Consider the following 26,013-nt stretch of genomic DNA (forward strand, 5'->3'; position numbering starts at 1 on the left):
GGGCTTTGCCCGCTAGGTCTGCCGCCTTTGGCGGCCCTGCTACAGCCCCTCAGCCTGCGGCGGCTTCGCCGCCTGTCCACCGTAAATTTGGACCAAAAAGGGGCTTTAGGCTTAGCAGATCAGCTAGTTTTTCAGTAGATTGCCTGTTCTTCTGCCACAACAACCCCTCTATACTATGTCCCTAATTTGCTATGCCAAAAGGACCAAAGATAAGGTCCAGCTCCAAGAAAAACCCTTTGCCTCTGGCGGAGAAGGCAGTCTGCACCGCATCAAAAGCCCCTCTCATTGGAGAGGACTTGTGGCCAAAATTTACCATCGCCCCAAAAGAACAAAAGAGCGAGAAGAAAAAATCAACCTACTGATTAAGCATCCGCCAGAAGAATTGCGGGCCGGCCAATGGCCTACCTTTGTTTGGCCCAGAGATATCCTCCTTACTCAAGATGGCCGTTTCTTGGGCTTTGTGATGCCTTTTGTTCAGGGCAAAAAATTAGAATTACTTTGCCTCCCCAAACTCCCCAAAAAGCTAAATCCAAGTTGGCAACGCTTAGCCTTGGACCAAAAAAATAGCCGAGAGTTAAGACTGCGCATAGCCTTTAATCTCAGCCTGGCCATTTATCGGCTCCACCAAACAGATCGCTATGTCCTAGTGGACCTCAAGCCAGAAAATGTTGTTTTGCAAAGCAACGGACAACTGGCCCTAGTCGATATGGACTCTATTCAAATAAAAGAAAATGGCGAGCTTAAATTTATGGCCCCTGTGGCTACTCCCGAATACTCGGCCCCGGAATATTACAAACAAGATAAACCCAAAAGCTTTGCCCCCAGCTGGGATAATTTTGCCCTAGCCGTCATTCTTTATAAGCTCCTGCTGGGCATTCATCCTTATGCCGCCTCCGCAGCCTCTCCCAACGAGCAACTCGTGAGCCTGCACCAAAAAATTGAGGCCGGTTTGTTTGTCCATCATTCAGAAGCTCAACGCCTATTTAAAATCATCCCCCCACCCCATCAGGGTTTTCTACAGTTTTCCGATGCCCTACAAAGCCTATTTATTAGAAGTTTTGTAGATGGCCACAATCTGCCCGAACTCCGCCCCCTAGCCGAAGAATGGTGCTGGGCCTTGCTCGAAGAACTAAAAGACCCCGAACTCAAACAGCGCTTTCAGCAAATGCTGCTGCAACAGGGCCTGCAGTTTAAGCGGCTGCGCCGCCCCTCCGATATTTTGCCACCCTTAGAAAAGGAAGAAAAAAAATGGAGCGATTACCTTCCCCGAGACTATCAATTGGCCCTAGCTTGGAAAATGCCGCAGCTGTCATATCCTAAGTCAGCACAGCAAATCAATCTAGAGATCAATATGGATAGCTGGGGGAATTTTATTCTGAGCCTAATTGCGACCCTAGCCACGGCCGTCGCCCTGCTCAGCAGCTTTCCAGCAATTTACGACTGGATGAGCAAGGACCTACTGCAATACCCCTACTGGCAAATCATGCTGATCATTCAAGGCTTTTTTGCCTTTCCCATTCTTATTTTTCCCGTTATTATTCGGGGGATCCACCAGCTTGTCCACCCCAAACGCTTCAAGTGGAAAAAACTAAAAAATAATGCGCAAAAGCTGCAAAACGAACTGGACCAATGGGACAGCAAGCTAGAAAAGTCTAAGAGCAAGTTAGTAGAGTTCTTAAAAACGGAACTCCCCCCTTTCCAAGCCCTAGAAAGAGAAAGTAAGGCCATCAAGCTGAGTTATCAGGAGGGCTTGCAACGGCTAGACCTAGCCTTTGAGGAATTGCTGGCCCAGGAACAGGAGCATAAAGCGGTTATTATAGCGCCCATTCTGGCCCAGCTACAAACAGAACTGCCCGAACTGAGTTCAGCCCATGATTTTAAGTCGGCCCTAGAGATCTTACGCAAAGCCGAGCAAAACGAACTCCTAGCTGCACAAAAAGAAGAGCTGGGCCAAGAATTTCATCAATTTAAGGCCATGGCCCAAGCAGAAAAACGCCTTGCCTTTGAGCGCCTAGCCGCCGAAGAAAAACGCTTCTTCTCTTATATTGAGGAGCAAAGAGAACTACTGCAAGATCGCCAAAAGCAAGATATACAGGCCCAACACAATAGCCTCAGCCGATTCAAGAACCTCAAAGCTGGCTATAAGCAGCATTTGCACCTAAGCGCTCGAGATGGCTTCAGCCTTATCCTTAAACTCAATGAGGCCGGCTTTCACTCTATGGGCCAGCTAGATGATATCAATATCCCTAAGGCCCAATTTATCTTTAGAGATGGCCGCGTTTTGAATCTATCCGACTTCAGCCAGAATGATGTTAATCTGGCCCACCGTTTTATGCACTGGTTGCAAGCTTGCCAGAAAACAGAGCGGCTGACAGAACTAGAGCTAAAACGCATAGATAAGTTTTATGCCAAAGAACGGGAAGAGCTAGAAGCCAAAGCCCGCTTGGCCGTTCCTAAGTTTGCCAAAAGAAAAGCCGACCTACAACAGCAGGCCCAAGATGCTTTTTTGGCTAAAAAGGCCCAAAATATACGGCAGCAGTATCAGGAAAAACGGCAGCAAGTACGCCAAGCACAGCAGCGTTTTAGTCAGGAAATGCAGCTTGTTTTAGAAGAAAGAAGCCCCCTCTACCAAGCACTGGAAGAAGAGGCTAAACAATTACAGAAAAAACATAAGGAGCAGCTCAACAACTTGGCCCATTTGCATCAGCACAACTTGCATCAAAAGCTACAAGAAGAACGCCATCGTTTGCGGGACTGGCAAGCCGAAAATATGGCCCAGATTGAAATTACACTACAAAAGAAAGCTGGAATTGAGCAGCAGCTTTCTGCTTATCAGCCCTAGCGGGCGGCCATTTTTGGCGCAAATAGCTGTTGTACCTCTTCGGCTGTTTTGATTTGCCCTGGCTGGGCCCGCAAGACAATCGTATAGGGTTGGTCCGCTGGGCGGTCCTTGATTTCACTCCAATCTATAGCCGCAAAATCATCTAGATCGAAGAGCGCCACTTGATCATTGGGCAAAACGGCCAAAAAGCGGAGCGGACGATCGGGAGATATGCGGAGCTTATTCCAGTCTCTTGCTGGCAAATCAATTAGGCTGGCCTCATTTAGTGGAAAACAAAATACTTTGTCCAAACGAAAACTAGCAGGCAACTCTCCGCCTTCTATTTCAAACTGGGCCACTAGGGGTAGAGCTTCATCCCACTTCAGAAAACGATCATAATTATAAATGCCAAAGTCGCTAATTTCAAAACTGCGGAAAAGGTCGGCCTCTTGGCTGAGGCGTTGCATTTCCACCTCAATTTCGGCCATATTTTTCTCATAATTTTTGGCCCAACTCTGGGGACTATAGCGATACAACTGCATCAAAGGCATGACGGCCTCTATTCGACCGCTCCATTCTTCGGTCCCATCATTAGAGTTTAGGGTAAGCTGATAAATATTGCCCCGAATGGGCTGCAAATCAAGGGCATCAAAGTCTTTATCTTTGGCCCAAGCTGGGAAGCGCCCCCCGCTCAACCTTTTCCAAACCATCATGGCCGCAGGCTGCTTGCTTCCCTGATAATCAATATACTTATAACATTGACTATTTAGCCAAGAAAGTCCGTACTGCTGGGCCTTCTGCCCTACTAGAGGGTTCTCTCGGTTTTCATATATTTTGCCATAATTATTATTGTAAGTAGCATCTAAAATGGCCGAATAATCAAAGCAAAAATACTTAGCCTCTAGGGGCATTTTAAGCAGACTTTGGGCCTTATAATTTACCTTTTTGAGGGCTTTTTGCTTGCTCTTATTTTCTACTATTTCATATTCTTGGTCCAAATATTCCCATTTTCCATCTTCATCTTTCAGATGAAAGAAGCTATAATTTCCTTCTTTTTGAAAAGAGGGGGTGGTAATTTTCATGGCTTCGGCCATCTTTAGTTTGCTCCCATTTTGTTCTGCTCGCAGCTCAAACATGCCCGCAGTGGCCATATATCTTTTTTCTCCTTGGGCCTCGTAACTCATGGGCATAGCGGCCAAAAAAGCGCTGGGCGCATCATGAAAAATGCGGTACTTCAGGCTAACTTTTCCGCTAATGCGATCTCCATTTTCATTGCGCAGGGCCCCGCCTTTAAAGTAAAATGCACCGCCTTGAGGCAAGGCTAAAACGGTATCTCGATCTGCATCAATTTCATAGTCTTCAAAGGGAATATCAATATTGGCAAATGGGCGTTGGGCTTCCCATTGGCTGCTAGCAAGGACTTCAGTTGTCTTTTTTTCTTGGCAAGCCATTAGGCTTAGCAGGGCCAGAGCGGCCAAATAGATTTTTGTTTTCATGGCTTCTTTTTTTTTCTGTTGATTATTTTTTGGGGCCTGCCGCCTATGGCGGCCGGGCTGTGCACTGGCTCGCTGCTCGCTCGGCCCTGCGCAAAAAAAGCGAAGCTTTTTTTGCTGGGTCTGCGGCTTCGCCGCCCCAGTTACCATCCCTAGGCCATGAGGCCCTTCAGGCCTTACTTCTTATTTTGGTCCAAATTGTTGGTAGTAATCTAGGGCGATATCGCTATAATTATCTTGGATATCGGGACTTAGTTTTGGGCCATAGGGAAACGCCTTTTGCTGCCGCCAATAGCTGAGTTCTTCTAATGATTTATTGAGGCCAGAATTATACTTACAGCTCCAAAGCTCTAGGGGGCTCCAATTGGGGGGACATTTTTCTTTTTGGCAGATTTGCAAAAAGCACTTTAGGTAAAAAATTTGGCCCTCTAGGGTTTTGAGGCGGGCCAAGCGGGCCTTAGGGCTTCTATCTATGGCTAAGTCCAGGCTATCTTCTAGGGTTTGGGCAAAAGAGGGTTTCATTTGAAAAGGGCCGATAGAAAAATCGACAGCTAGTCCACGGAGGTAAGCTTGTTCTAGGGCCTCGGTTTCTAGCATATCCTTTAATTGGTTATAGCGGAGGAGTTCGGGAAAAACCACTGCCTTTAAGGCGGCGGGTTCTATTTCTAACTCCTTGGCGGTTTGCTCCAAAAGGCTTTGGTGCTGCTGCAAAAAGGCGATTGCTTTTTGGTAGTTCTGGCCATATTTTTTTGCGTAGGGACTAGGCGACCAAAGCAGGCAAAGGAAGAAGAGGTATTTCATTTTTATTTTTTATGCCCTGCTTTGGCTAAGGTTAGGCCTTGGGGAGCATTTTTTTTGCTGAGCCTAGAAAAGAGTAAAAATCAGGCGGCCGGAGATGTTCTTTTTGGGCAAAGAAGGCTGATGAGCGGCCCAGCGCTGCGGAGCGGGTGGCCGTTAGGCCAGACCGAGGGCGGAAGCCCGAAGGGCCGAGCAGACCTGCGAGCCCCGCAGCCTTGGGTTGACCCACTTTTTATAGCGGTGTCAATTTAGGGATCGATATCCATCATACATAAATATGAATCTCTCTAACCCTAGTCCTATTTTCTTGACGGATACGGCATGCCTAGTTTTCTTCACTGCGCCATTAAATCCGCCCAACCTTGCTATGATCCAATAGGCCCAAGCTATTGATTTAGAGGTAAATGGGTTACGCAAAGAAGGGCTTTGGCTTTCGCCTTTTAGATATTGTTTAAATATAAGATCTAAGACTTCTACTTCATCTTCTGTGAAAATAGAGGTTGCTGGAGTCTCATTATCTTGGTTAAGTCCAGCTTCTTTAAGCTTAAGGACCTTGTCAGATGCACTGATTGCCATAAGTATCATTTTGCGGATAGCTTTACCTGTTTTTAAACATATGTTTTCAATATCAAAGCCATCTGATTTTAAATATTTAAAGTATGTTTCAATTAACCACCTCTTGCGGTAGCAAAGAACAAGCTCTAAGAGCTCTTCTTCGCTGTTGATTTCTTCATTTGTGAGTAAGCGCCAACTGATGGTTTCATCATCATGATCTTTTTTTGTTCGGCTTCTTTTTCTAGCGGCAGATTTTGAAAAACCTTTGCCCTTTTCAAAGACCTCAATAACATTGATTGTCATTGGTTTAGGCCTTGGTTCGCCAAGAACATACTTACAAGATTTGGGAACGGCAAAAGTCACTTTTTTAGATCGAATAACTAGCTTCTTCCCGTTAAGTTTTTTACGGCTACTCTTGACCGTTTCTGTCGTCTCAAAGTCTGCTGGATAATGTTCAAAGACATCACATAATGGAATCTTTTTGCCATCCTCCCAAATCGTTGCTCGTCTATCTGTTCGAGACCGAATCAAGAACTTAATATGCTGTCTGAAAAAACTTTCCATCATGGGATAAACATCTCCTTCTCGATCACAAACATGTAAAATATCAATTAGGTCGTTAATTACTTTTAACGCAGATTCTGTCTCTTCTACATTTACTTTCCATCTCGTAATTTCACCTCTAAAATGACCCGTATTTCTATTTTCAGCCTCCTTACAAGTTACTCTATTTTTATATCGATTATAAAGCTGAACACCTCCTAAGCCATGATAATGAAAGCTTTCTCGACCATATAGTAGAGCCATGTGAAGAAATACAGACAAATTTGTTTCCCGACCTCCAGGGCCTAAACCCTCTTTGTCCGTTAGTCTATTTCTTTGCTTATTCAGTACAACTTCAGAGGTGTCGTGAAAGGCCAGAAGCTTTTCTTCAACCACCTTCATAGACTCCCTACTTTTGCCAATAAACTCAAATTGAATGTATTCCTCAGTAAGATTTTTGTTTGATAACAACCTCATGAAAGCCTTACGGTCTGCATCAGTTTTTGCTACATTTGTTAAATGTGGGTTAGGATTATTTTTTAGACTCTCTGCTAATCTATAACATACTCTCACTGATTGCTTATTTAGCATAAATGAAGATACCTTTGTACTGTCCATATAAATCTTGATTTAGAGCTAAGTTAAGCTTATTTTTAAAAGTGGGTCAACCCAAGCCCCGCAGCATAGCGGCGGCCAGCTTCGCTGGCCGCGGGCCCCAAAACAAAAAACGCCTCGCTCCTAAAAAAGGAACGAGACGTTAATATTTGGATGATCAGAACTACTGGCTGCTATACATTTTGGAAGCGAGCGAAGGCCGAGGCCAACTTCTTATCATATTGGTTTTTGGCATAGCCGGGGCCATTATAGCCTTTGGCAAAAGCTGCCCAATCCTTGCTACTTCCTTGTACGTGACGGAGAAGATTATTGTTTTTCACAAACTCCATAACGGCTTTGAGAGAAGCGCCATTGGGTACTTTCATGGCTTCCACGAAAGAGAAAACATCGCTGTATCCTACGGTAGAGTGGTTAAAGCCCATAATTTGGAACTCGCCCCAAGAAGTGGCCTTATAGGCGGCTTCCTTATGAATTTTTTCAGCTCTAGCGAGGCGATCATACTCTTTGGTACCACCGGCGTACTGGCTACTATCCCATTTGGGGTAGATAATATTTTCGTTTCCAGGGCGGAGCGCATTAGGATCTTTACCTGCTTTCTTGAGTTCCTTCCAGAAAATATGTCCTTCAAAGAGGATTTTGGGTCGGCCATCAGAGAAGAAGCCATTTCCGCCAGACTCGACAGTTTGGATCGCCATAATGACGGCGGGTTCTACGCCATACTGTTTAGACAAAGCCTCTAGGTGGCCTTGGATACGGCCCATACCGAGCAGAGAGCCCCAGGTACGTCCGCCAGCGTCTACGCGGCCATCGGGTTTGCTACTTCCGCGATATTTAGTTTGGAAATCTTTGATTGCTGCGGTAAGTGCGGCATCGGCATTTCCGTCCTCGGTTAATTTGTGGCCAAATTTATTGAGGAGTTGTTTTACGCGGAGCACATCTTCCGCTTGATTTTTTCCACCTGCGCCTACAGAGGCAGAGATTTTAGAATTGGCGGCTAGGGCCTCTTCTACCTCGCCAGAAGCGGCGGCATCGGAGCTAGCAGAGCTGCTATCATCGCCGGATGAGGCATCTTCGCTGCTTGTGTCCTCTCCTTCTTCGGTAGTTGCTTCATTGGTGCTTGCGCTAGCTCCGCCAGAGAGTGCGCCCCAGCTTTTCCCGCCTGGATCGATACGGCCATCTTTCCAGCCGAACTCGCTTTGTTGGAAAGCCTCGATAGCGGCGATAGTATTGCGGCCACAGTCTCCATCAACAGTAAGGTTTTGGCCTTTTTTGTTGAGTAGTTCTTGGACCAATTTTACATCTTCTAGTTTATTATCTCCGCCTTTACCGACAGATCCAGAGATAGAGCTGACACTAGCGGGAGTTGCTGCGGCGGCAGATGCGCCTTCTACAGCAGAGCCGATAGATGCTCCGATAGAGCTAATCAGTTCTTCAATTTGCGTTAGTGTAGCTTGTTCTTTATCATCGATTTTGCCATCGGCCATGAACAGCTCTTTGAGTGTTTTAAGCTGATCTTGATATTTGCCGAGCAGTTGTTGTAGTTTTTCTACGTTAGCCATGCTTCAAAAGTTAAATTAGGTTGAATAGATAAGATGCTCTAGCCGAAAAGGGCTAGAGGGATAAAAGCAGGGATTATTTTTGAAGCTTGCTTTCGATTTTCTGAAGATTCTCTAGCATTTTGGCCATCACTTGGCGGGCTTTGGCTTTTTTCTTCTCTAGTTGGGGGTCGATTGTAGTGCTTTCGGGGCCAGCAGAGGCGGTATCATCAGAAGCGCTATCTTCTGTTGTTTTGGCTTCTTCTTTGGCCTTGGGTTCTTCTGTTTGTGCAGTTTCTTGCTTACCCTCTTGCTCTTCTTCGGCAGCACCGGCGGCGCTTACTTCAGGACCAGCAGAACCGGCTACAAATTCGTTGAGAGTCAATTTTACTTTTTTGAGGATGGTCTTAGCTTCCTTAGCGATTTTGGCTAGGGGGGCATTTCCTTTGATGGGGCTTACTTCTAGGGTAGCGCCATTTTCGCCTTCCTGAACAAAAGCCTTAGCGATCATGACCATTTTCTTATCGCCTTTGAGGTCTTCCTTGGCTTGTTTTTTCCATTGCGCATCTAGTTTAGCAATGAGCATAAGGGGGCCAGTGGCACCGCAGGCAAATTTGTGCTCACGTTTTACGTAAAGTGTGACAGCGGTATCTTCGCTATTGGCTTGAGTAAAAGCGGCTTTGCTCAGGCGCTTAAATTCTTTTTCGTAAGCGGCTTGAGTCAATTCAGATAAAACTCCAACTTTTAATTTCGTTTTCATAAGGTAGTATGTATTGGCAGGTTAATGTATTGTATTTGCTTTAACGAGTCGAATATATTGAGTTTTGCAGAATTAAGCAAGCGCATAAAGAAGTATTCCTAATTTTTATTGCATTTAAGACGCTTAACTTATCGGATCCTCTTGTAAAATAATGGGCTTGGCCTTATAAAATTTGCCTAGTCCTTGGTAAAAACGCTAGCTAGGCCTTAGTTTTGTAGTCCTCTGTATGAATTCCTAATTTAAACTACAACTTTTTTATTATGAGGCAAGCTCAGTTCAGTTTACTATTTTTTATTTTTTTGCTCAGCACGAGTTTAATGGCCCAGCGTCCTCGCAGTGGTGGTTTTGGTGGCTTTGGGAAGAAGCTATCTGGGACGACCTATAATGAGGAGCAGCTTGAGTTTATGAAGGGGCATGTAATGGCCATAGAGCAGTTTAACGACAGTGTAAGTCGGGGTTTATTAGAGTTTCCGCTCAAGATTCATATTGTGGCCAAGAGTGACGGCAGTAATGGTTGTGAGATTGCCGAGGTACAGGCAGCAATACGGGAGCTCAACAAAAGTTTTTTGAAGGCCAACATTCGTTTTTTGCCTTTAGAGGACTACAACTACATTCGGGATGATGCGCTTTATCGCTTTCCGGTAGTTGATGAAGAAAAGCTTTGTCGGCCACATGATCGGGCTAATGTAATTAACGTTTACATTGTAAACAAGCTGCAAGGCGAGCGCAATAGTTTTTCGGGTTATACGCATCCGCCTTCAGCCAAGCCGGTCAATCGTTTGTTTATCACAAAAAAGGCCCTCAGTAATGGCACCACGCTCAAGCGGCAGATGGGGCATTTTTTTGGCCTCTACCCCACTGCTGGTCCTATTGCTGGGCAGCGTAGTGAAGAATTGGTTTCTGGAGAAAACTGCCAGATGGAGGGCGATCAAGTTTGTGACACCCCGGCCGACCCCGGTTTGGACCGTCGTTCTATTGATGATCGTTGTGATTATGTAGGTACTTTAAAAGATGCCAATCGCAAATTTTACAAGCCGATGGTCGATAATATCATGTCGGATAATCCTCGCCAAGGTTGTCGGACCAAATTTAGCCGTGGGCAGCTCAAGCGGATGCTTTATACGGCCACTTATATTCGCAACTACATTAAGTTTCCGCCTCCTGCCGATGCCACCAAAAAGTATCTCAAAAAATTGAAGGAGAAATATGGCCAAGAGGGCGAATTGGTGTTTAACATCAATGCGAGCAAAGCGAATGTCCAATTGCTTCAAAACCTATATAAGGTGCAGGGTACCTTTTTGCCAGAAACCGCCTACTTCTTTGAGATCACGAATTTACGCAAAGGCTTTATTTATGTCTTTGAAGGCGATGAAGACCGCGGTTTTCACTTGCTTTATCCGCAGGCTGGCGATCAGCAATATTTTAAGGATGAAAAGAAAAAGTTTAGAGTCCCTACAAATAAAGGTGATCATTTTCAGGTAGACCCAGATGGGACAAAAAACTACATTTGTATTTTGTTCTCGAAAAAACAGATTCTCCCAGAGCGTTTTCTCCAAGAAATCAATGAGCTAGATGATGAGCAGCTGAACCTTTTCCAGCGCTTTTATGCCGCCCATCAGGAGAAGATTGTGGGCAACCACAATATTGAGTTTAAGGATAATAAAATTGAGTTTTCGGCCACTTCTACAGAGCGCTATATTGTGCCCATCTTTTTAGAGTACGACAAGCGTTAAGCGCCACAATTTAAAGCCCCTTTGCCAGAAGCAAAGGGGCTTTTTTTTAGCCTAAGCTTTCGGGAAAGTGATGAAATCGTTAAAAGCGGGGCTATAGCAGGGAATTTTATGGGGATAAATTGTATATTAAATAGAAATTCAGTCTTTTTGCGGCCAGGTAGTTTCTTTGGCCCAATTTAGGCTAAAAACAACCAAAATTCATCCAACTCAACCCCCCGCTTATGCAGCAAACTATACATCTTTTTTGTTTTCTTTTTTTCACGGTCTTTCTTTCGGCCCAAAACTTTTCGGTCTCGGCGGATTATGCCAGTCTTCAGGGCGATTGCCAGGCAGAAATAGGGCCCCGGATTAGCCTAAAAAATGAAAGCAATCGCAAAATCACCTTGGTTTGGGAACAAAGCCGCAATCTCTGCCCCGAGGGCTGGGAGGTAGCGGTTTGCGACCGACAATGCTACTCCTCTTTGGTCCAAAAAAAGCAATTGGTGTTGGGCCCCAAGGAAGAGGTTTCTAATTTTCGGGTCAATTTTCGCCCTAATGGAAAGGAGGGAATTGGCAATTTAGAGCTCAAGATTTATGAAAAAGGGCTCAAGCAGGATGCCGAACGCATTTTGTTTTCTGCCTCAGCCAAAAATGAGCGCTCGGCACAAAAAATGTATCAGCCCAAGGCCGAAAAGCCTACGGTTTACCCCAATCCGGTGGTAGAGCACCTCATGCTTCGAGACGCCCAAGAGCAGGTCAAGTATTTAGAGATTTACAATGTGGTGGGCCGCAAAGTTTTGCAATTTCAGGTCAATGGGCAGCAAGACAAATTTGATGTCAGCAGCCTCAACCGCGGCATTTACATGCTTCGGATGCTTGATGAAAACCGTCATATTATCCGCACAGAGCGCATTAGCAAGTACAATCCTTAGTCTTTTGCGCCTAAGATTCAAAAAGCCAGCTGTTTTCAGTTGGCTTTTTTTGTTTTGGGGCCTCCGCTGCGGCCTGCAAGGCGGGGCAGTCCAAAAAATTACCCTCTTTTTTTTTAAGTTTACGAAAAGGTTGCTAACTTTATGTAATTAAAAAATAAACCAATGAACACCCTTATGACTTTTTTGGTCCTTTTCACGGGACTTTTCGCTCCCATTGAGCTGCAAGAAAACAAAGCAGAATGTAGAACTAAGGACTATAGTAGTAAAGAAAGAATGAGCACAGAGGCCGCTATTCCAAAAATTGATTTTTGTTTGGAATTTGCCCTAAATGCGATAGCGGTAGCCGATAAGGCAAGAAGCCTAAAAAATAGTATTAAGAAGGACCAATGGGAGGAAACCTTATACCTAGATGATCTTTATTTTAACTTTTATCAAGGTAAAAAGCTCAAAGTTTGTCGCCTAATTTCGAGAGATATTAAGGCCTTAGTAAAGCAGGCGAACAACAAGTCACCCAGTCTATTTTTAGAAGAATTGGCCCAAATTTTTGAGCGTTATGATGCAGTAGAAAAGATTGAGAAATATAGTGCTAAATCGGACTTTATTGAGTCTAGCATTGCACCTTATGTCCTTTCGCCTAGCCAACTAGAACCCATTTTGGACCAAGCCTTGGCCAAAGATGACTTTTTGACCACAGAAGAGTGGAGAGAGAAAAAAGAAGCCGACTCTACCTACCTGGCAGAACTTACTAGATTCTATGACCTCCTTAACTATGGTGAAAGTAGAATCCTAAACCAATTATTCAATATGGCTCCTTTAGAGGAGCAACTGCATTTAGACCCCGCCTTTAAATACTCTATTTCAGCTAAGGAGTTAATAGCGTTTTTAAAACAAGGAAATACAGGGCATCCTCTTATTAGAAAACAACTGATTCAACAATTGGCCAATCAATTAGATAGTAACAAACACTACTCAATAGATGAGTTGAGCGCTAAGATTCATACTGAGCTATCCCTTTCTTCAAGTTTTAGGAAAGAGCTCTTTTGTCAAGAATTTTATGACGTAAAAAAACAGCGCTGGATGAACGGCTACCCTCCTGCTCCTCAGGAGCTCTATCCTATAGACTGGCTGTATAGCTGCTTTGATGCTAAACTACGGCATACTAGCGTACGCCGAGAAGTAGTTGTTATACAACTTAAAGAAGAAATTAAAGTCTGGTTTAAAAAACTACAACCTAGCATCAGTGATCCTAATATTAGAAACTACTGCCTAAGCAAAAAGCAATGGAAGGCCCATATTCACAGCCTTTTTTCAGCATCAACGAGAAGTGGGTTGAAAATTCCTCTATTAGAAGACTATTTTTTGTCTAAAATAGATGAGACAAACCCCAATGAAGACTACCTTTCTATGAACGATTTTATCAAAAACGTTTGGACTAAGTTTTTGGGAGACAAAGCTTTTCAGCGACTAGATCCTTTCAAGGAATTATCTGCAGAAGAGATTAAACAATTAGCAGATAGTGCTAGGGTGCTCTTAGCAGCAGCAAAAAACTGGGAAAAAGCAATCCGAGATAGTCGTTGTCAGCAGTCAAAATAGCCTCTCTTTTTTGCCTTATATTATTTTAACATCTAGCGCCCTGAACGAAAGTTTGGGGCTTTTTTGTTTTGGGGCCTCCGCTGCGGCCTGCGGCCTTGCGGCGCTACGTTTCGCAGCTCGCAGGTCTGCTCGGCCCTGCGGCCTAACGGCCTTGGTCTGCGGCTGCGCCGCACTGCTGCACATCGCTAGGCCGAATGGAAGTCCTGCGCTTCGGCCATCCTTTGATAAAAATTTCAGGCTAGTCAAGGCATTTTTTAAAGGCATAGCCCTAGCTATGGGGGAGAAAAATAAGGCAAAATAGCAAGAAATTAAAGCAAAGGATAGAAGTGGAAGGGCTTTCATTTGGCCTTTGCCGCTCCACGGTCTTTTTGCTCTTGGCATTCTTCTTTGGCGACTGAAAAGTTTTGGGTTCATGGGCTAAAGCCTAGGCTTATTAACTGAGCGAACTGAAGGAGAAAGTCCTTGTTCGCTTTTTCTACTTATAGCTGTCCATTAAGCTTGAGCCCAAAACTACCCAACCGCTAAAAGACGCTTTCTTTCCCTCTCCTTTTTCAAAACTCCCAAGAAAAAGTTGAGGGACTAATATTAAAATCTTGTGTGCGCCCTTCTTGCTGCCTAGGGGCTTGTCCCTAGGCGATAAATGGCAGGCGGCAAAGCCGCCATGGCCGAAGGCCAAACGGCCTAGCGATGTGCAGGGGTGGCCGAAGGCCAGACCGAGCGGGCGCAGCCCGCGCAGGGCCGAGCGAGCAGCGAGCCCCGAAACGTAGCGCCCGCCCTAGGCGGGAGGCCCCAAATAAAAAAGGCCTAGCTCCAGAAGAGCTAGACCAGTAAAAATCAAAGTATCAAAATTGGTTTAAGGACGAACGATGACTACTTGGCGTTGGGCCATAGCTTGTCCATTTTTCAGTACAAAGAAGTAAGTTCCCTCGCTGAGGTTAGGCGTTTGGACCTGAATTGTCTGGCTGCCAGCTGTGGCGGTTCCCTCTTGAAGAACGCGGCCGAGCACATCGATTAGCTGCCATTGGCAATCCTCGCTAAGGCCTTTAGTAAAGTCTACTTGGAAGGCCTCGGTAGCGGGGTTCGGGTAGAGCGTAATGCCGTCTAGTTCCTCACCGATAGACTGAATAGCCTCCTCATTGAGTACGCCAGTGGGTGGATAAACCGTGAGGTCTCGGGTAGTGGCTACTTGGAGGACCTGTTTACTGGCATTATCCTGAATAAAGGCGACAGCTTGGAGGTTGGCAGGGTTGAGTGTACCCTGGGTGTAGACCCAACTTCCGGAATAGCTAAACTGTTGGCCAGCCGACCAAGGTTGAGCGTATTGTTCTCCTGCTGCATCGGGGAGGATCGTTCTCATGACAGCCATTTCGGGGAAGCCACGGTCATTAAAGACTTGGTCTTCGGTGATTACGATATAGAAGGCATAATCGGAAGAATCCATTTGTCGGAGGGCTTCTCCTTGGGCATCGAGTAGTAGGATATTACCTGAGAAGACGATGGGGTCGAGTTGGATATTGAAGTCAGCGAACTGCATCATATCGTAGTCGATACTCCATTGGTCAAGTTCCTCGGTAGTGCTAACGCCTCGGGTAGTACCGTTGAGGCGATATCGGCTATTTTCCGTTAGTCCATAGTAAGATATTCTAGCATTATTATCTCGCCAGTTGAGGGCATTGAGAGGATCTTGGCCTTCGAAATCTGTAGCATATTGGATCAGGTTAAGATCGCGGCCATTGTAATTATTATAGACGAGGTCATTGTATACATAAGTATTGATCTCATCCATAGAATCGCCTTGGGTATTGACATGATAGTAATTAGAGAAATGTTCGAGGAGGAGATTTCGGTTGCGTTCTCCGACCCAAACACTATCAAAGGCGAAGCCTTCAAAACCGTCGGTAGTTACTGTATTGCTATCAGAAGCAAAAGCGATACGGAAGCGGACAAAGTCCTCTCCGACTAGGTGATCTAGGCGGAAGCGGCTATTATCCCAGGTACTGCTGCTATCGGTCCAACCTTTGGGGTTGAGTAATCCGGCTTGGTTACCGGGGCGAGCGAGCAGGAAGTCTGTTTGGTACCAATTGATTCCCTGGTGAGGGTCCCCCAATTGGATCCATTCGTTAGTTGCGTTATCGTAGTACTCCATAACGGCGCCATCAATATCGTTGAGCGTATGTCTCCAAGTATTGAGCACAATCATGGGGCGCCAAGACTGCGTAAAGTCGAAGCAAGGCGAATAAACCCAAGCCTGTTCGCCTGCGCCGTAAGTATAAGGCGTTTGGGCGGCGGTAACCCAGGCAAAGTTTCCGGGATCATTGATTCCTGGTGCGGTTAAGTCTGCACGTTGCCAGAGGGCCAGCGAGTCGGGTAAGAGGACATTAGCTTCCTCTTGGTACCATCCGCCTGCATTAGTTTGGAAATCCTCTACATAAGGCGTTTGGTGGATCGTATTCACATAGGGTGAAATAATCAACTGATTGCTCATGGTATCGATACATTGGCCTTGATTATTCACGACCAATTGTACTTGATAATTTCCATCGGTGGTATAGGTATGAACTTGGTTCGGGATGGTCACGCCAGAGGCTGGGTTAACAACTGTAGAGTTTCCGTCGCCATAGATCCATTCGAGTTGCCAGATACTATCTACGCCGGCCACTAAATTGGAGGCCAGAGTATCTTCTACGAAAGTGATATTAGCGGCGACACAACCTCCTAGGGCGTAGAAATCTACATCTGGAGTATTGTACATCGTCACCAATTGTTGATCAGTATTCGAGCAAGTAGTTAGGCTATCATAGTAATAGTACGTAATATTTCTAGGTCCTGAATTGCCATTAAGGACAAGGAAAGAATCCTGAAGAATATCGGTTACTACTAGATCATCGGTAAATAGTCCTCCTTGAGGCGAGACATAAGGCATCAGATTTTCGATAGTATCGGCAGAGCAGAAGCTTTGCGAGATATTCATAAAGATGCGTGGGTAGGGTCTCACTTCGAAAGAATCGGTTATTTCATTCGTACAGCCATTGAGGTCGGTATAAGTATAATAGACATCATATAGGCGGGTACTGCTCGTTGTATCGACTAGCTGCATAGGTTGAATGAGATAGAAGCTACTATCGAGGGTAAAGGTATCGGCTCCGGAAGTAATTTCTAGATAACCTGCACCAGGATAATAGGGTTGATAAGCGAGTAAGAGGCTAGGCGCTTCATTTTCGCAGTACACCCGATCGGGGTTGAGGCCACTAAAGTAGAGTTCTGGAATAGTATCTACGCGGAAAGAATCGGAGATAGACGAGCTACAGCCATTTCTATCGGTATAACTATAATCGATATGGTGCCATCCTACTCCAAAGTTACGAGCGACCAAGGTATCTTGCAAGCCTAAGCTAGGCAAGAAATTACCGCCAAAGACGGGGCCGATTCCGACTAGGGTATCGTATTCGATTTGGCCTTGTGGTCCTTCGATCACGTGGTTATTTACTCGAATCTGCACGGCTCCTGCATTTAAGCAGATGCTATCGGGCATATTGGTAAAGTTCAGATCGGGTCGAGCATTTACGCGAGTAATAATCTTGGCTGTATCTACACAAATGCTATTTGTGGGATAGATATATCGGAGTTCAAACTCGCCATAGCGGCCTGATTGAATCACAGCAGAATCTGGGAAGAAGGCAGAGACACCAGCTCCGGCAGAATCTGGATAGACTCCTGCGCCGACAAAATAGCCAGGAAGAGGAGCACCAAAGACGGGAACAAAATCGAGAAGAATAGAGTCCTCATATACACAGTAAGAAGTATCCACGCCATTAAAGGTAGCGCTATCGGGAATAGCGATTACGGTAGCGGTATCACGGATAATTGAAGTACAAAGCGTACTCAAATCTGTATAGCTATAGCTCACCACCTCATTATTGTGTGCGGCTACGGGATCGTAGGCTAGAGCGGCTTGATCCAAGTTGGGGCCAGTACTTGTGAAAGTACCACCAACAGGGCTTGGGTTAAGTGCTACGGCTGCGGCATTAGCGCAATACAAAGAATCTAGATCGGTAAAGCTCACAATGGGGTGAGGCTTCACTTTGATAGGCATTTGGATGCTATCGGTACAACCTGTACTTGCATCGGTATAGACATAGCGGACATTATAAGAGCCTGGAGTCACCAACTGCGGATTAAAGGTATAAGTAGAGTCGGCAATATAGCTAATGCCGGGGCCAATCATAGAGCCTGATCCGCCAGCGATACAGCCAGTTTGAGAAAGATCTTCGATCTTAATATCATCTAAAGTAATTCCTTGGGCATCGATACCGGAGGCATTTTGGAGGGCAAAATTAAAGCCTCCTGTTACGCCAGTATGTAGGTAATCAAAAGAGTAAGGATTATAGAAAGTTTGATGAATTGAAGTATCTCCGATTTGCGTTCCTGCTTGTTGGGCGCTAATACTTTGCCCTTGGCCCATATACACATTAATTTGGGCGGGGTCGCAAGGTGGAGGCGTACAGTTATCGGCTTTAGCAAAGAAGCTAATGCGGTAAGTATGTCCAGTAACGAGGTTGAGCGTAGGCGTAAAGAGCCAAGCATCTTCCACATCATTAGAGCTATTCACATAGGCTGCACCTGTACCAGAATAAGGAGCAATAGTAGTTCTCACCCAGGGGTTTCCGCTAGCGCTATTATTTAGGGCCAACCAGCCACCGGGAGGGAAGGCAAGAGAGTCAAAGTTGGCAAAGAGAATATCTTGTCCACCAGAAACAAACTGAGCACAAACGGGAGTAGGCGCTACCTCCATAGTTACGATAGAGTCATTTGTACAGTAGCTAGACTGCAACAAAGGCGTTACAGAAAGCTGAGGTAAGGCATTGACCACAAAAGTATCTGTAGCCTCATAGCTACAGCCAAAAATAGTATCTGTAGCGATATGCGTAACAACTTGGTTACCGGGCACTAGAGGGCCGGGATTAAAGAAGAGTCCTCCTTGAGCCACTCCATTGACCAACCAAAGGCTGGTAAAGTTGCTTCCTTGTGTATTGATATTGATTGGATCAACAGGATCTGAGGCACAATAAATTGTGCTCATACTAGCAGGAAGGAAGCTAGGATCTAAGGGTTCTGGAATCGTAATTTGCTTCGTATCAGAATTTTGGCAAACCGCCCCTTGCTTGATATAAGTCAAGTCATAGGTGGTATTGTTAGATTCTGGACTATGCACATCAAAAGGATTCAAGATATTATTGCTAAGCGTATCGGCAGTGGCATAAGCTGCGGTTCCACCAGCAAGGGTAAAGACTCCACCGCTAGGTGCCCCAGCAAGAAGATAAAGTTCATCCTCTTCACAGTAAATATTATTAACAATACTATCAATGATTTCCACTTGGAAAGTATCCTCGATAAAGATAGGGGTAATGATAGAGCCCAGTACGTATTCCACGGTATCTACGGGTGCACCAAAGACATACTCCACCTTGCGATAGACATACTCTAGGCTAAGCGTATCGTAGTTTCCAGGAACCGCTGCAGGATTATAATTAAACTCTTCGAGGTTTGTAGCGGGGTTGATGGTAGTCAGCCCTGCTCCTGCTGTATTTCCGACCACCATAATATTGATCGTATCGCTAAAGCTCACGCCAGCTTGGATCGGGATATTGGGGCCATCAAAATAGTTATAGCGTCCAGTTTCACGGCCAAAGTTTGCAAAGGTTTGGGTCCGACAAATAGAATCTGGAATACCAATAGACAAAGGTGCTTCAATAACTTCAATAGAATCTTCTACTGAGTTTTGGCAAGCGCCATTGTTAATCACATAGCTCATTGCGTGTTTTCCTAGGCCTGCATTAGGGGGTAGGAAATCTACGGGAGCTCCAGCAGGGAAGGTAAAGCTACCGCTAAAGCCAATCGTTCCTACGCTTTCCCATTGGCTAGGTTGTGCAGAATAGGGAAAAACACGATAAACAAGATTTTTCAGTAGTTCTCTATCCTGAGAGATAGCGATAGGGTTAAACTGAACACTATCGAGGAAGACACCTCTAGCATCCACCCAAGAAGTATCGGTATCTGTCAGCGGACAAGTTTGGCCATTTGTATAGGTGTTTACATAGTTATAAATCACTTTTACATTTTGGACTTGATCATTGCCATAACTACCATAAGTAGCGGCTGTAGGATAGAAGGTAGAGCCATTAAATGCTCCAGGAATTAGGGTATTGGCAGCTACGGTAGATCCACCAGCAGCTCCAGTATACTCAGCCGTGAAGAAACCTCCAGCGGGTGTACCTGTAAGCTCAATAGAATCTCCATTAGAGCAGATAATTCCGGGCAAGCCTGAGATTTCTAGGTTTTCATTATGGATGAGGACAAAAGAAGTGAAGAAAGTATCTACATTTCCTGCAGAAGTCATCATCATAAAGCTTTCTTGAGCCCAAGAAGGAATACCTAGGCGGATTGTTCCGGTATAGACGATATCAGAGCCATAGGTTTGTGCTTGCAAGCCATTAGAGTCTATGGGCACCAACATATAGTTATTGCTAACATCTCTCAAGTAGATAGAATCTACATAGAAAGGCATATTATTCACTTGCAGCTGTAGTGTATCGGCCACACAAGCCTCTAGGCTTGGGGCGATTGGGTTTTCGTTGAAAATATCTACAGAAGGATCTTCAAAGACCAGCATAATATCATCGGCAATAAAGTTACAGCCTAGTGTATCGTAGCGATAATAAATCTGGTGGTAGCCTGCTCCAGAAATGGAGGGATCAAAATTTTCATTTCCAATGCCAAATAGTCCTGAATTAGCGGCCAAAGTCGCATCAAAAGGTTGGCTGTAGAAGCTATCATTTAATGATTGGCGAATAGTGGATGGTTGAACGGCATCATACAGACTCACTGGCGCACCCGTTGGGGTCAGTGGACTAATACCATTGGTAGAAAGGTCCAGACCAAAACTAGATGGGGCGGCAACATTGGCCAAGGTAATAGCTACCGAGGTATCTGTACAACCTGTTGCGGCATCTACCATTTCTAGGGTATAGGCTCCTGGAATGTTATTCACCACAAAGTTGGGTGTAGTCGCCGAAAGGATAGGCTGATCGTTAAGTAGCCATTGGAACTGACAACCAGCGCAACCTCCGCCCATACGGTAAACCGTGAGCGTATCTCCATCACAAATATTGGCCTTAGTAGAGCTTACCGGAATACTTAGTCCGTTGAGTCTGTTCAAAGCGACTTGATTAGACAAGGCAGCACAGCCCAACTGCGTCACTTCTAGAGAGTAGACCCCTACAGAGTCGGTCTCATAGAAAGGAGTAGTCGTTGTTGTATTTAAACCATAAAGCGGAGCGGCAGTACCTCCTTTTAGCCACTGATAGCTACAACCTACACAGTTGGCAGAATCTGCATAACTAAGCTCCACGGTTCCTCCAGTACCACAAATAGCTGTTGCATTAGAGGCGACAAATGGATTGAGGTCCACTTCTCGTACAGTTACGGTATTAGACTCTTCAATACATCCTCTAGAGTCAGTCATCCGCAATTTGAAAAACCCACCTTCAGTAGTTGTATAAGCATTGGCATTAGAAGGCACCAAAGGAGATCCCCCTCTAAACCACTGGAAGGTACAGCCTAAGTTGCAATACAAACTTCCTGAAGTTGCCGAATCAATCTGCAGATCTACAGGACTATTATTACAGACAATACTGTCTGGGCTATTAGGATCAATTTCAATGGCCAAATTATAAGAGCCATCTAAAATACTTTCCACAATAGAGGTGTCGCGACAGCCATTGGCATAAGTTACGGCCACGCTATACGTTCCCGCATCAGATGGATCTGAAACGATGAAGAAGGTATCATTTAAGGCGCCAAAAACAGGCACACTATTTCTCATCCAAGTATAGCTACAAGAGTTACACTGAGAAGTCGTCAAAGTAGAAGACTGCCCATCACAAACATAAGGCGAGCTACTATTGATATTGATAGATGGAGTAACTAGCGCCAAAGAAGCGATGTTAATGGTATCCGAATTTACAAAGCAGCCATTATTATTACTTTCTACTCTAGCGTAAAAAGATCCACCAACATTCGTTGTATAACTAGAGTTGGTATTGGCCATATTCGTAAGGTCTAGACCATTGCTGGCATTTACCCACTGATATTGACAACCTACACAAAGCGTAACAGAAAGGGTAGCTTCATCGCCGGGGCAAATAGCCAACTTATCTGTTGAAGCATTGACACTGTCTACGGTCGCCCTGCTTACTGTTAAAATATCAGATATGGCTGAACAGCCTGGAGCATCAACTTCTACATAATACTGCCCAGCTTGAGCAGCATTATAAGCAGCCCCTTGACCTGTAGGAATAGGTATACCGTTTTGATACCACTGATAAGACCAGCCAACTTCTGTTGGTGTCGATAAGGTTACTGTTTCTCCAGGACAAACAGTTCCTCCTGATTGAACCGCTATTGGATTAAAAATAGCAGTATCTACATGTATTGTATTAGAGCTCAAAACACAGCCACTAAGATGTGTTACCTCTATATAATAATTTCCTGTATCAGAGACAGTCAAAGTAGAGTTGATATACCCACTCTGTGGGATATTATTTTTATACCACTGATAACTTACATAATCAGGCTCTATTACTACAGATAAATCGGCAGTTCCATTACCCAAACAAATAGAATCTGTATTGGCCAGTATTTGGGGGAAACTCAAATTCTGAAATGTCACATCGACCGTATTAGTTACATACTCACAACTATCTACATTAGTTAAGATCGCATAGTAAGTATCGGCTGCTGAGGGTCCTGTTAAGGTAATCGTTCTTCCTGTTCCAATAGAATCGTTATTGCTATCATACCAAATATAGCTACAAGAAGCGCAAGCCGTAGCCGTCAATTCTACAATAGAGTCATTACACATAGGGTTGGGCGAGGCCGTAGCAATAGCCCCCTGCCCTTCTAAAGAAGGTACAGCCAAAATAGGGTCTGAGGTACCTCTACAGCCATTCGTATCGACCACTTCCACATAGTAACCTCCAGAGCCATTAATTACAAAATTGTCTGAGGTTGAACCATTACTCCAGGTAAAGTTACAAGAAGGGCAAGTAATGGGATCTACATGTACTGTCTGAGGTTGCCCATCACAAAGCGGCAAATAGAAACCTGAAATAGCCACAGAGTCTGCTGTCTCTACTATAGGGTTTACCTGCGTATAGTTAGTAAACACTACGCTATCCTCTTCAATACAGCCTTGCTCTTCCACAAAGAATGTATAGGTTCCAGCCTGACTCACACTGATTGAAGTTCCTTGCTGCCCTGTACTCCAGCTGTAGTCACAATTAGAGCAGCCAGATGCTGTTGCAGATAAAGTCAAAAAGTCTCCCGTACAAACCGAAGCCGTATTCCCTTGACTAATCTGAGGATTTAAGGCATTTCTAACATTATAGCTAATCGTTGTAGAATCCTTACAACCATATATCTCTCCAACTACCTTAAAGCTCGTATCTTGAGTTAAGGTAGTAAAATGAGGCCCAACTCCTGTATAGCCATTATCCCATGTATAGTTTACTGGATCTGGATAGCTAGAACAAACCGCACAGTCCGCTAGAAGGTTAATGGTATCGCCAAAACAATATGCAGCAGTTGCCGTATCAGGAGTAATCTGCGGCTTAGGTCTAATAATTTCCAAGGTGTAAGTTGGATAAGAGTTATCTAAAAACTGATAATATCCAAATGCACATGCTGTATCTGGTGGATACGGTCCAGGAGAATTTGCAGGGTTAATGGGATCCGCACAATAATACTGCTCTAAACGAACAAATACTCCTATCGTTTTAGTCGCTACATTACTATCTAATACCGTATAAACCAAGGTTTGCCCCACTCCTGTGGCCGAGTTCCCCGAAAAACCAGTAGACCAGTTATAAACAATGCGCTGTTCTCCACTAGCTAATTTTGCCGGATCAACATTATCATTAACCGTTAAGCTAATGTTCTCTCCATAGCAAATTCTATTTGTTGCTCCCGTGCTAGAGGTAATTGCATAGTTTCCACAATCTATAAATTCAAAGGTTCTTGTACTTGTTCCTACACAGTTATTATCATCCGTTATTGTTAGCTCTAAGGTTTCTATAGCCCCTATAGCTGGGTTGACAAAGGTAAATTCACTACTATCCGATGTAGTAGTATAGGCCGAGCCATTAGTAAGTGTAGTACTCCCCGTCCAACTATAGGTATAAGGACTACTATTCCCTCCCGAAGGCGCTGGAGAAGGGGTAATCGTCAAATCATTTCCCGAACAATAACTCCCTCCAGATGCAGGGATAACCACATTCAATGCAGGATAATAACTAATATCTATTGTTGCGGTATCTGAACAAGTCCCCAAAGAAGAAATATAAGAATACTGAACCGTTTGATTTGTCGTCGTTGTATTATTATAGGTAGTATACAAACTATCTACATTACTGACCGAAGCAGCTGTCAAACTCCCTCCGTTCTCTTCCCATCCAATAAAAGTCCCTATGTCAGGATCTCCTTCCAATAAAACAGAATCGGTCAAACAAAATGGCCCTGTTCCCGCCGTAGCATTAATGCTAGCAGAAGGCGTAGGCTGAACAACAACCTCAAACCAATAGGTTGAAGGACAGGTTGTTCCCACTGGCTGAACCTCCACACTATAGGTATAAGTACCCGCCGTAGTAAATGGTCCAATATATGCCTTTCTATTTCCATCATATAGCTCCATAGCTCCCCCATCCAATGAAGTCCAGTTAATGCTATTGGAAGCAGGCAAAGAAAAATCTCCATCAAGATTCGCTAAATCTAAAACCGCAGCCTCTCCCACACAAATGTTGGTCACGCTAGCGCTGTTGTCATAGTTTACCCCAGATAATACCTGCTCTACACAACTGATAGTGGCCTCCCAGCCAGAGTAGTTTTGTCCTGCAGTAGAGGTAAACCTAAAAGTTAAACATCCAGAACTATGCGTAGATTCAAATATCGTTGCCAAAACAGTTGAAGCCTGTGACTGCGTATACTGACCAATCAAAGGAGAAGAAGTACTATTTCCATCATATATGTATAAATAATCTGCCGCTCCTACATCCTCTAGCTCAAAGGCTGTAAAATCAATTCTGGTTATGGCTCCAGAAGACACTGGACAAATTGTAATTGTTTCATCCTCATTACTGATATAGTCTGAACCCGCTCCACCAGAATCTGTAAACTTACCATTACAAACGTTAATGGTCAAATGGTCATCAATATGATATTCCGGATTAGTCGCCCCTCCTGTTACACTCGGACTAGTCGTAATACCAGTCACCCCAGCATACAAGCCCAAGGAAATGGCTATACTATCCTTCACCTCAACATCTACATTATCTGTTGCCAGACAGTTATTGTCATCTAAAATAGTGACATCATAAGTATAGGTAGTTCCTCCACTAGCTGTAGCAACTGGCGTACTAGACTCTGTCGCTGTATTTAAGGTACCCGCAGTATTCACTGGAGCTGCTGTCGAATTACTAGTCCCCCAAGTCGCCAAATAGTCAGCAGTAACTGAAGTAGCACTAATATCCAAAACAACTGTTTCGCCCAAACATATAGTGCTCTTATCTACCGTTGCAGTAAAATCAGGCAAAGGGCTAATCACAAAATTATCAAAAGTAGTGGTCGTACAACCCGCACTATTGGTTACAACAAGCTGCATCACTGCCGAATTCCCCTGATCTCCAGCCGTATATGGAATAGTCGAAAAATCAGGAGTAGCCGCTCCAGAACTATTATGAGCAGAACCATTCCCTTTAGTAACAGTCCAATCATAAACCGCAGAAGAACCACAAGAAGAGCAAACCCCTCCAGAAACTAAGACTGGTGTATCACCAATACAAACACTATCTTTTGCATCTACGGCAGTTACCGGAGGTCCATCAGCAATTGGTCTGTTTATCGTATACTTACTTGTACAAAAGTTTTCATTAGTCGCTTCCAATACCAAATCAATAGGTCCGACAGGCGGTGAGGATACCGTATATGTCCCCCCAGAGCCTAACACTGTTCCTGAAGCAGTCTGCCACTCATAACTAATTGTCCCCGATGAGCCGCAAGCTGCCGTACAATTTGCCGTAAAAACCTGATCGGTCCCTGCACAAGCCTTTGTTGTACTAGGAATAGAAGCATCGATCGTTGGTGCAGCATCATTCGCACTTACTGTTATAGTGTGCGTTTCCTGAGGGAGACCAGAGGCAGGAGTGTGATTATAAGTTACCGTAATTTCAAATCCTAAGGGCGACCCCGAAGAAGTCACTGTAAATATTGGCGTAGAAGCATTTGCTGCTCCAGTATACGGACTCTGCCCGTTAGCCTGTGTTACAGGTCCTCCCCCATTATGTGCCATAACAGCAGTATTAAACGTACTGCCTCCTGGGATAATCTGAAACGCCCCCTCCTGACAATAAGTAAAAGAATGCGTATAAGTATTCCCTAATACTGTATTCGGAATGGTCTGTAAACAATTCCCCTTTGTATCTACAATAACAAAGGCATAATCACTCAAGCTAATATTACATGCTGTTTGCTGCGCCCAAGAGGAACTAGCCCACAGCAGCAAGCCGAAAATAAAAACCGTTTGTAAAAGTTTGCGTAGCATAGAT

Annotated in this window: 10 protein-coding genes; 4 read left to right on the forward strand and 6 right to left on the reverse strand. The window is 44.6% G+C overall.

Annotated elements, in window-relative coordinates; all coding sequences use genetic code 11:
* Positions 1-175: 175 nt before the first annotated feature.
* A complete protein-coding gene (locus SGRA_RS01995; RefSeq protein WP_014373453.1) occupies positions 176-2,842 on the forward strand; it encodes a protein kinase domain-containing protein in 2,667 nt (888 codons plus the stop codon).
* On the opposite strand, the gene SGRA_RS02000 is transcribed toward SGRA_RS01995, so the two are convergent.
* The 5 genes from SGRA_RS02000 to SGRA_RS02030 form a co-directional block, all read right to left on the reverse strand.
* On the reverse strand, positions 2,839-4,317 hold the full coding sequence (locus tag SGRA_RS02000) for a hypothetical protein (protein WP_041329806.1): 1,479 nt from the start codon (positions 4,315-4,317) through the stop codon (positions 2,839-2,841). The two genes, SGRA_RS01995 and SGRA_RS02000, sit on opposite strands and share 4 nt — an antisense overlap.
* Positions 4,318-4,497: 180 nt before the next feature.
* Entirely contained in the window at positions 4,498-5,115 is a 618-nt protein-coding gene (locus SGRA_RS02005) for a hypothetical protein (RefSeq protein ID WP_014373455.1), read from the reverse strand.
* A 240-nt stretch (positions 5,116-5,355) separates the two neighbouring features.
* Positions 5,356-6,801, reverse strand: a complete 1,446-nt coding sequence (locus tag SGRA_RS02015) for an IS4 family transposase (protein ID WP_014373399.1) — start codon at positions 6,799-6,801, stop codon at positions 5,356-5,358.
* A gap of 197 nt (positions 6,802-6,998) precedes the next feature.
* The gene (locus SGRA_RS19770; RefSeq protein WP_014373457.1) at positions 6,999-8,384 is read right to left on the reverse strand and encodes an N-acetylmuramidase family protein; all 1,386 of its coding nucleotides are present in this window, start codon (positions 8,382-8,384) and stop codon (positions 6,999-7,001) included.
* A 73-nt stretch (positions 8,385-8,457) separates the two neighbouring features.
* Positions 8,458-9,120, reverse strand: a complete 663-nt coding sequence (locus SGRA_RS02030; RefSeq protein WP_014373458.1) for a hypothetical protein — start codon at positions 9,118-9,120, stop codon at positions 8,458-8,460.
* A 317-nt stretch (positions 9,121-9,437) separates the two neighbouring features.
* Between SGRA_RS02030 and SGRA_RS02035 the strand changes: the two genes are divergently transcribed.
* From SGRA_RS02035 to SGRA_RS24300, 3 genes are all read left to right on the forward strand, one after another.
* The gene (locus tag SGRA_RS02035; protein WP_245538615.1) at positions 9,438-10,853 is read left to right on the forward strand and encodes a DUF4384 domain-containing protein; all 1,416 of its coding nucleotides are present in this window, start codon (positions 9,438-9,440) and stop codon (positions 10,851-10,853) included.
* A gap of 221 nt (positions 10,854-11,074) precedes the next feature.
* Positions 11,075-11,764 carry a T9SS type A sorting domain-containing protein gene (locus tag SGRA_RS02040; protein ID WP_014373460.1) on the forward strand — a complete coding sequence of 230 codons (690 nt, stop codon included), beginning with the start codon at positions 11,075-11,077 and terminating at the stop codon, positions 11,762-11,764.
* Positions 11,765-11,926: 162 nt separating this feature from the next.
* Positions 11,927-13,357 (forward strand): hypothetical protein, encoded by a 1,431-nt coding sequence (locus tag SGRA_RS24300; RefSeq protein WP_014373461.1) that lies wholly within the window; start codon positions 11,927-11,929, stop codon positions 13,355-13,357.
* Between the two features lie 853 nt (positions 13,358-14,210).
* Here the strand turns inward: SGRA_RS24300 and SGRA_RS02055 are convergent.
* A complete protein-coding gene (locus SGRA_RS02055) occupies positions 14,211-26,009 on the reverse strand; it encodes a T9SS type A sorting domain-containing protein (RefSeq protein ID WP_041329443.1) in 11,799 nt (3,932 codons plus the stop codon).
* Between the last annotated feature and the right edge of the window lie 4 nt (positions 26,010-26,013).

Origin of the sequence: Saprospira grandis str. Lewin (assembly GCF_000250635.1) — a bacterium.
GTDB lineage: Bacteria > Bacteroidota > Bacteroidia > Chitinophagales > Saprospiraceae > Saprospira > Saprospira grandis.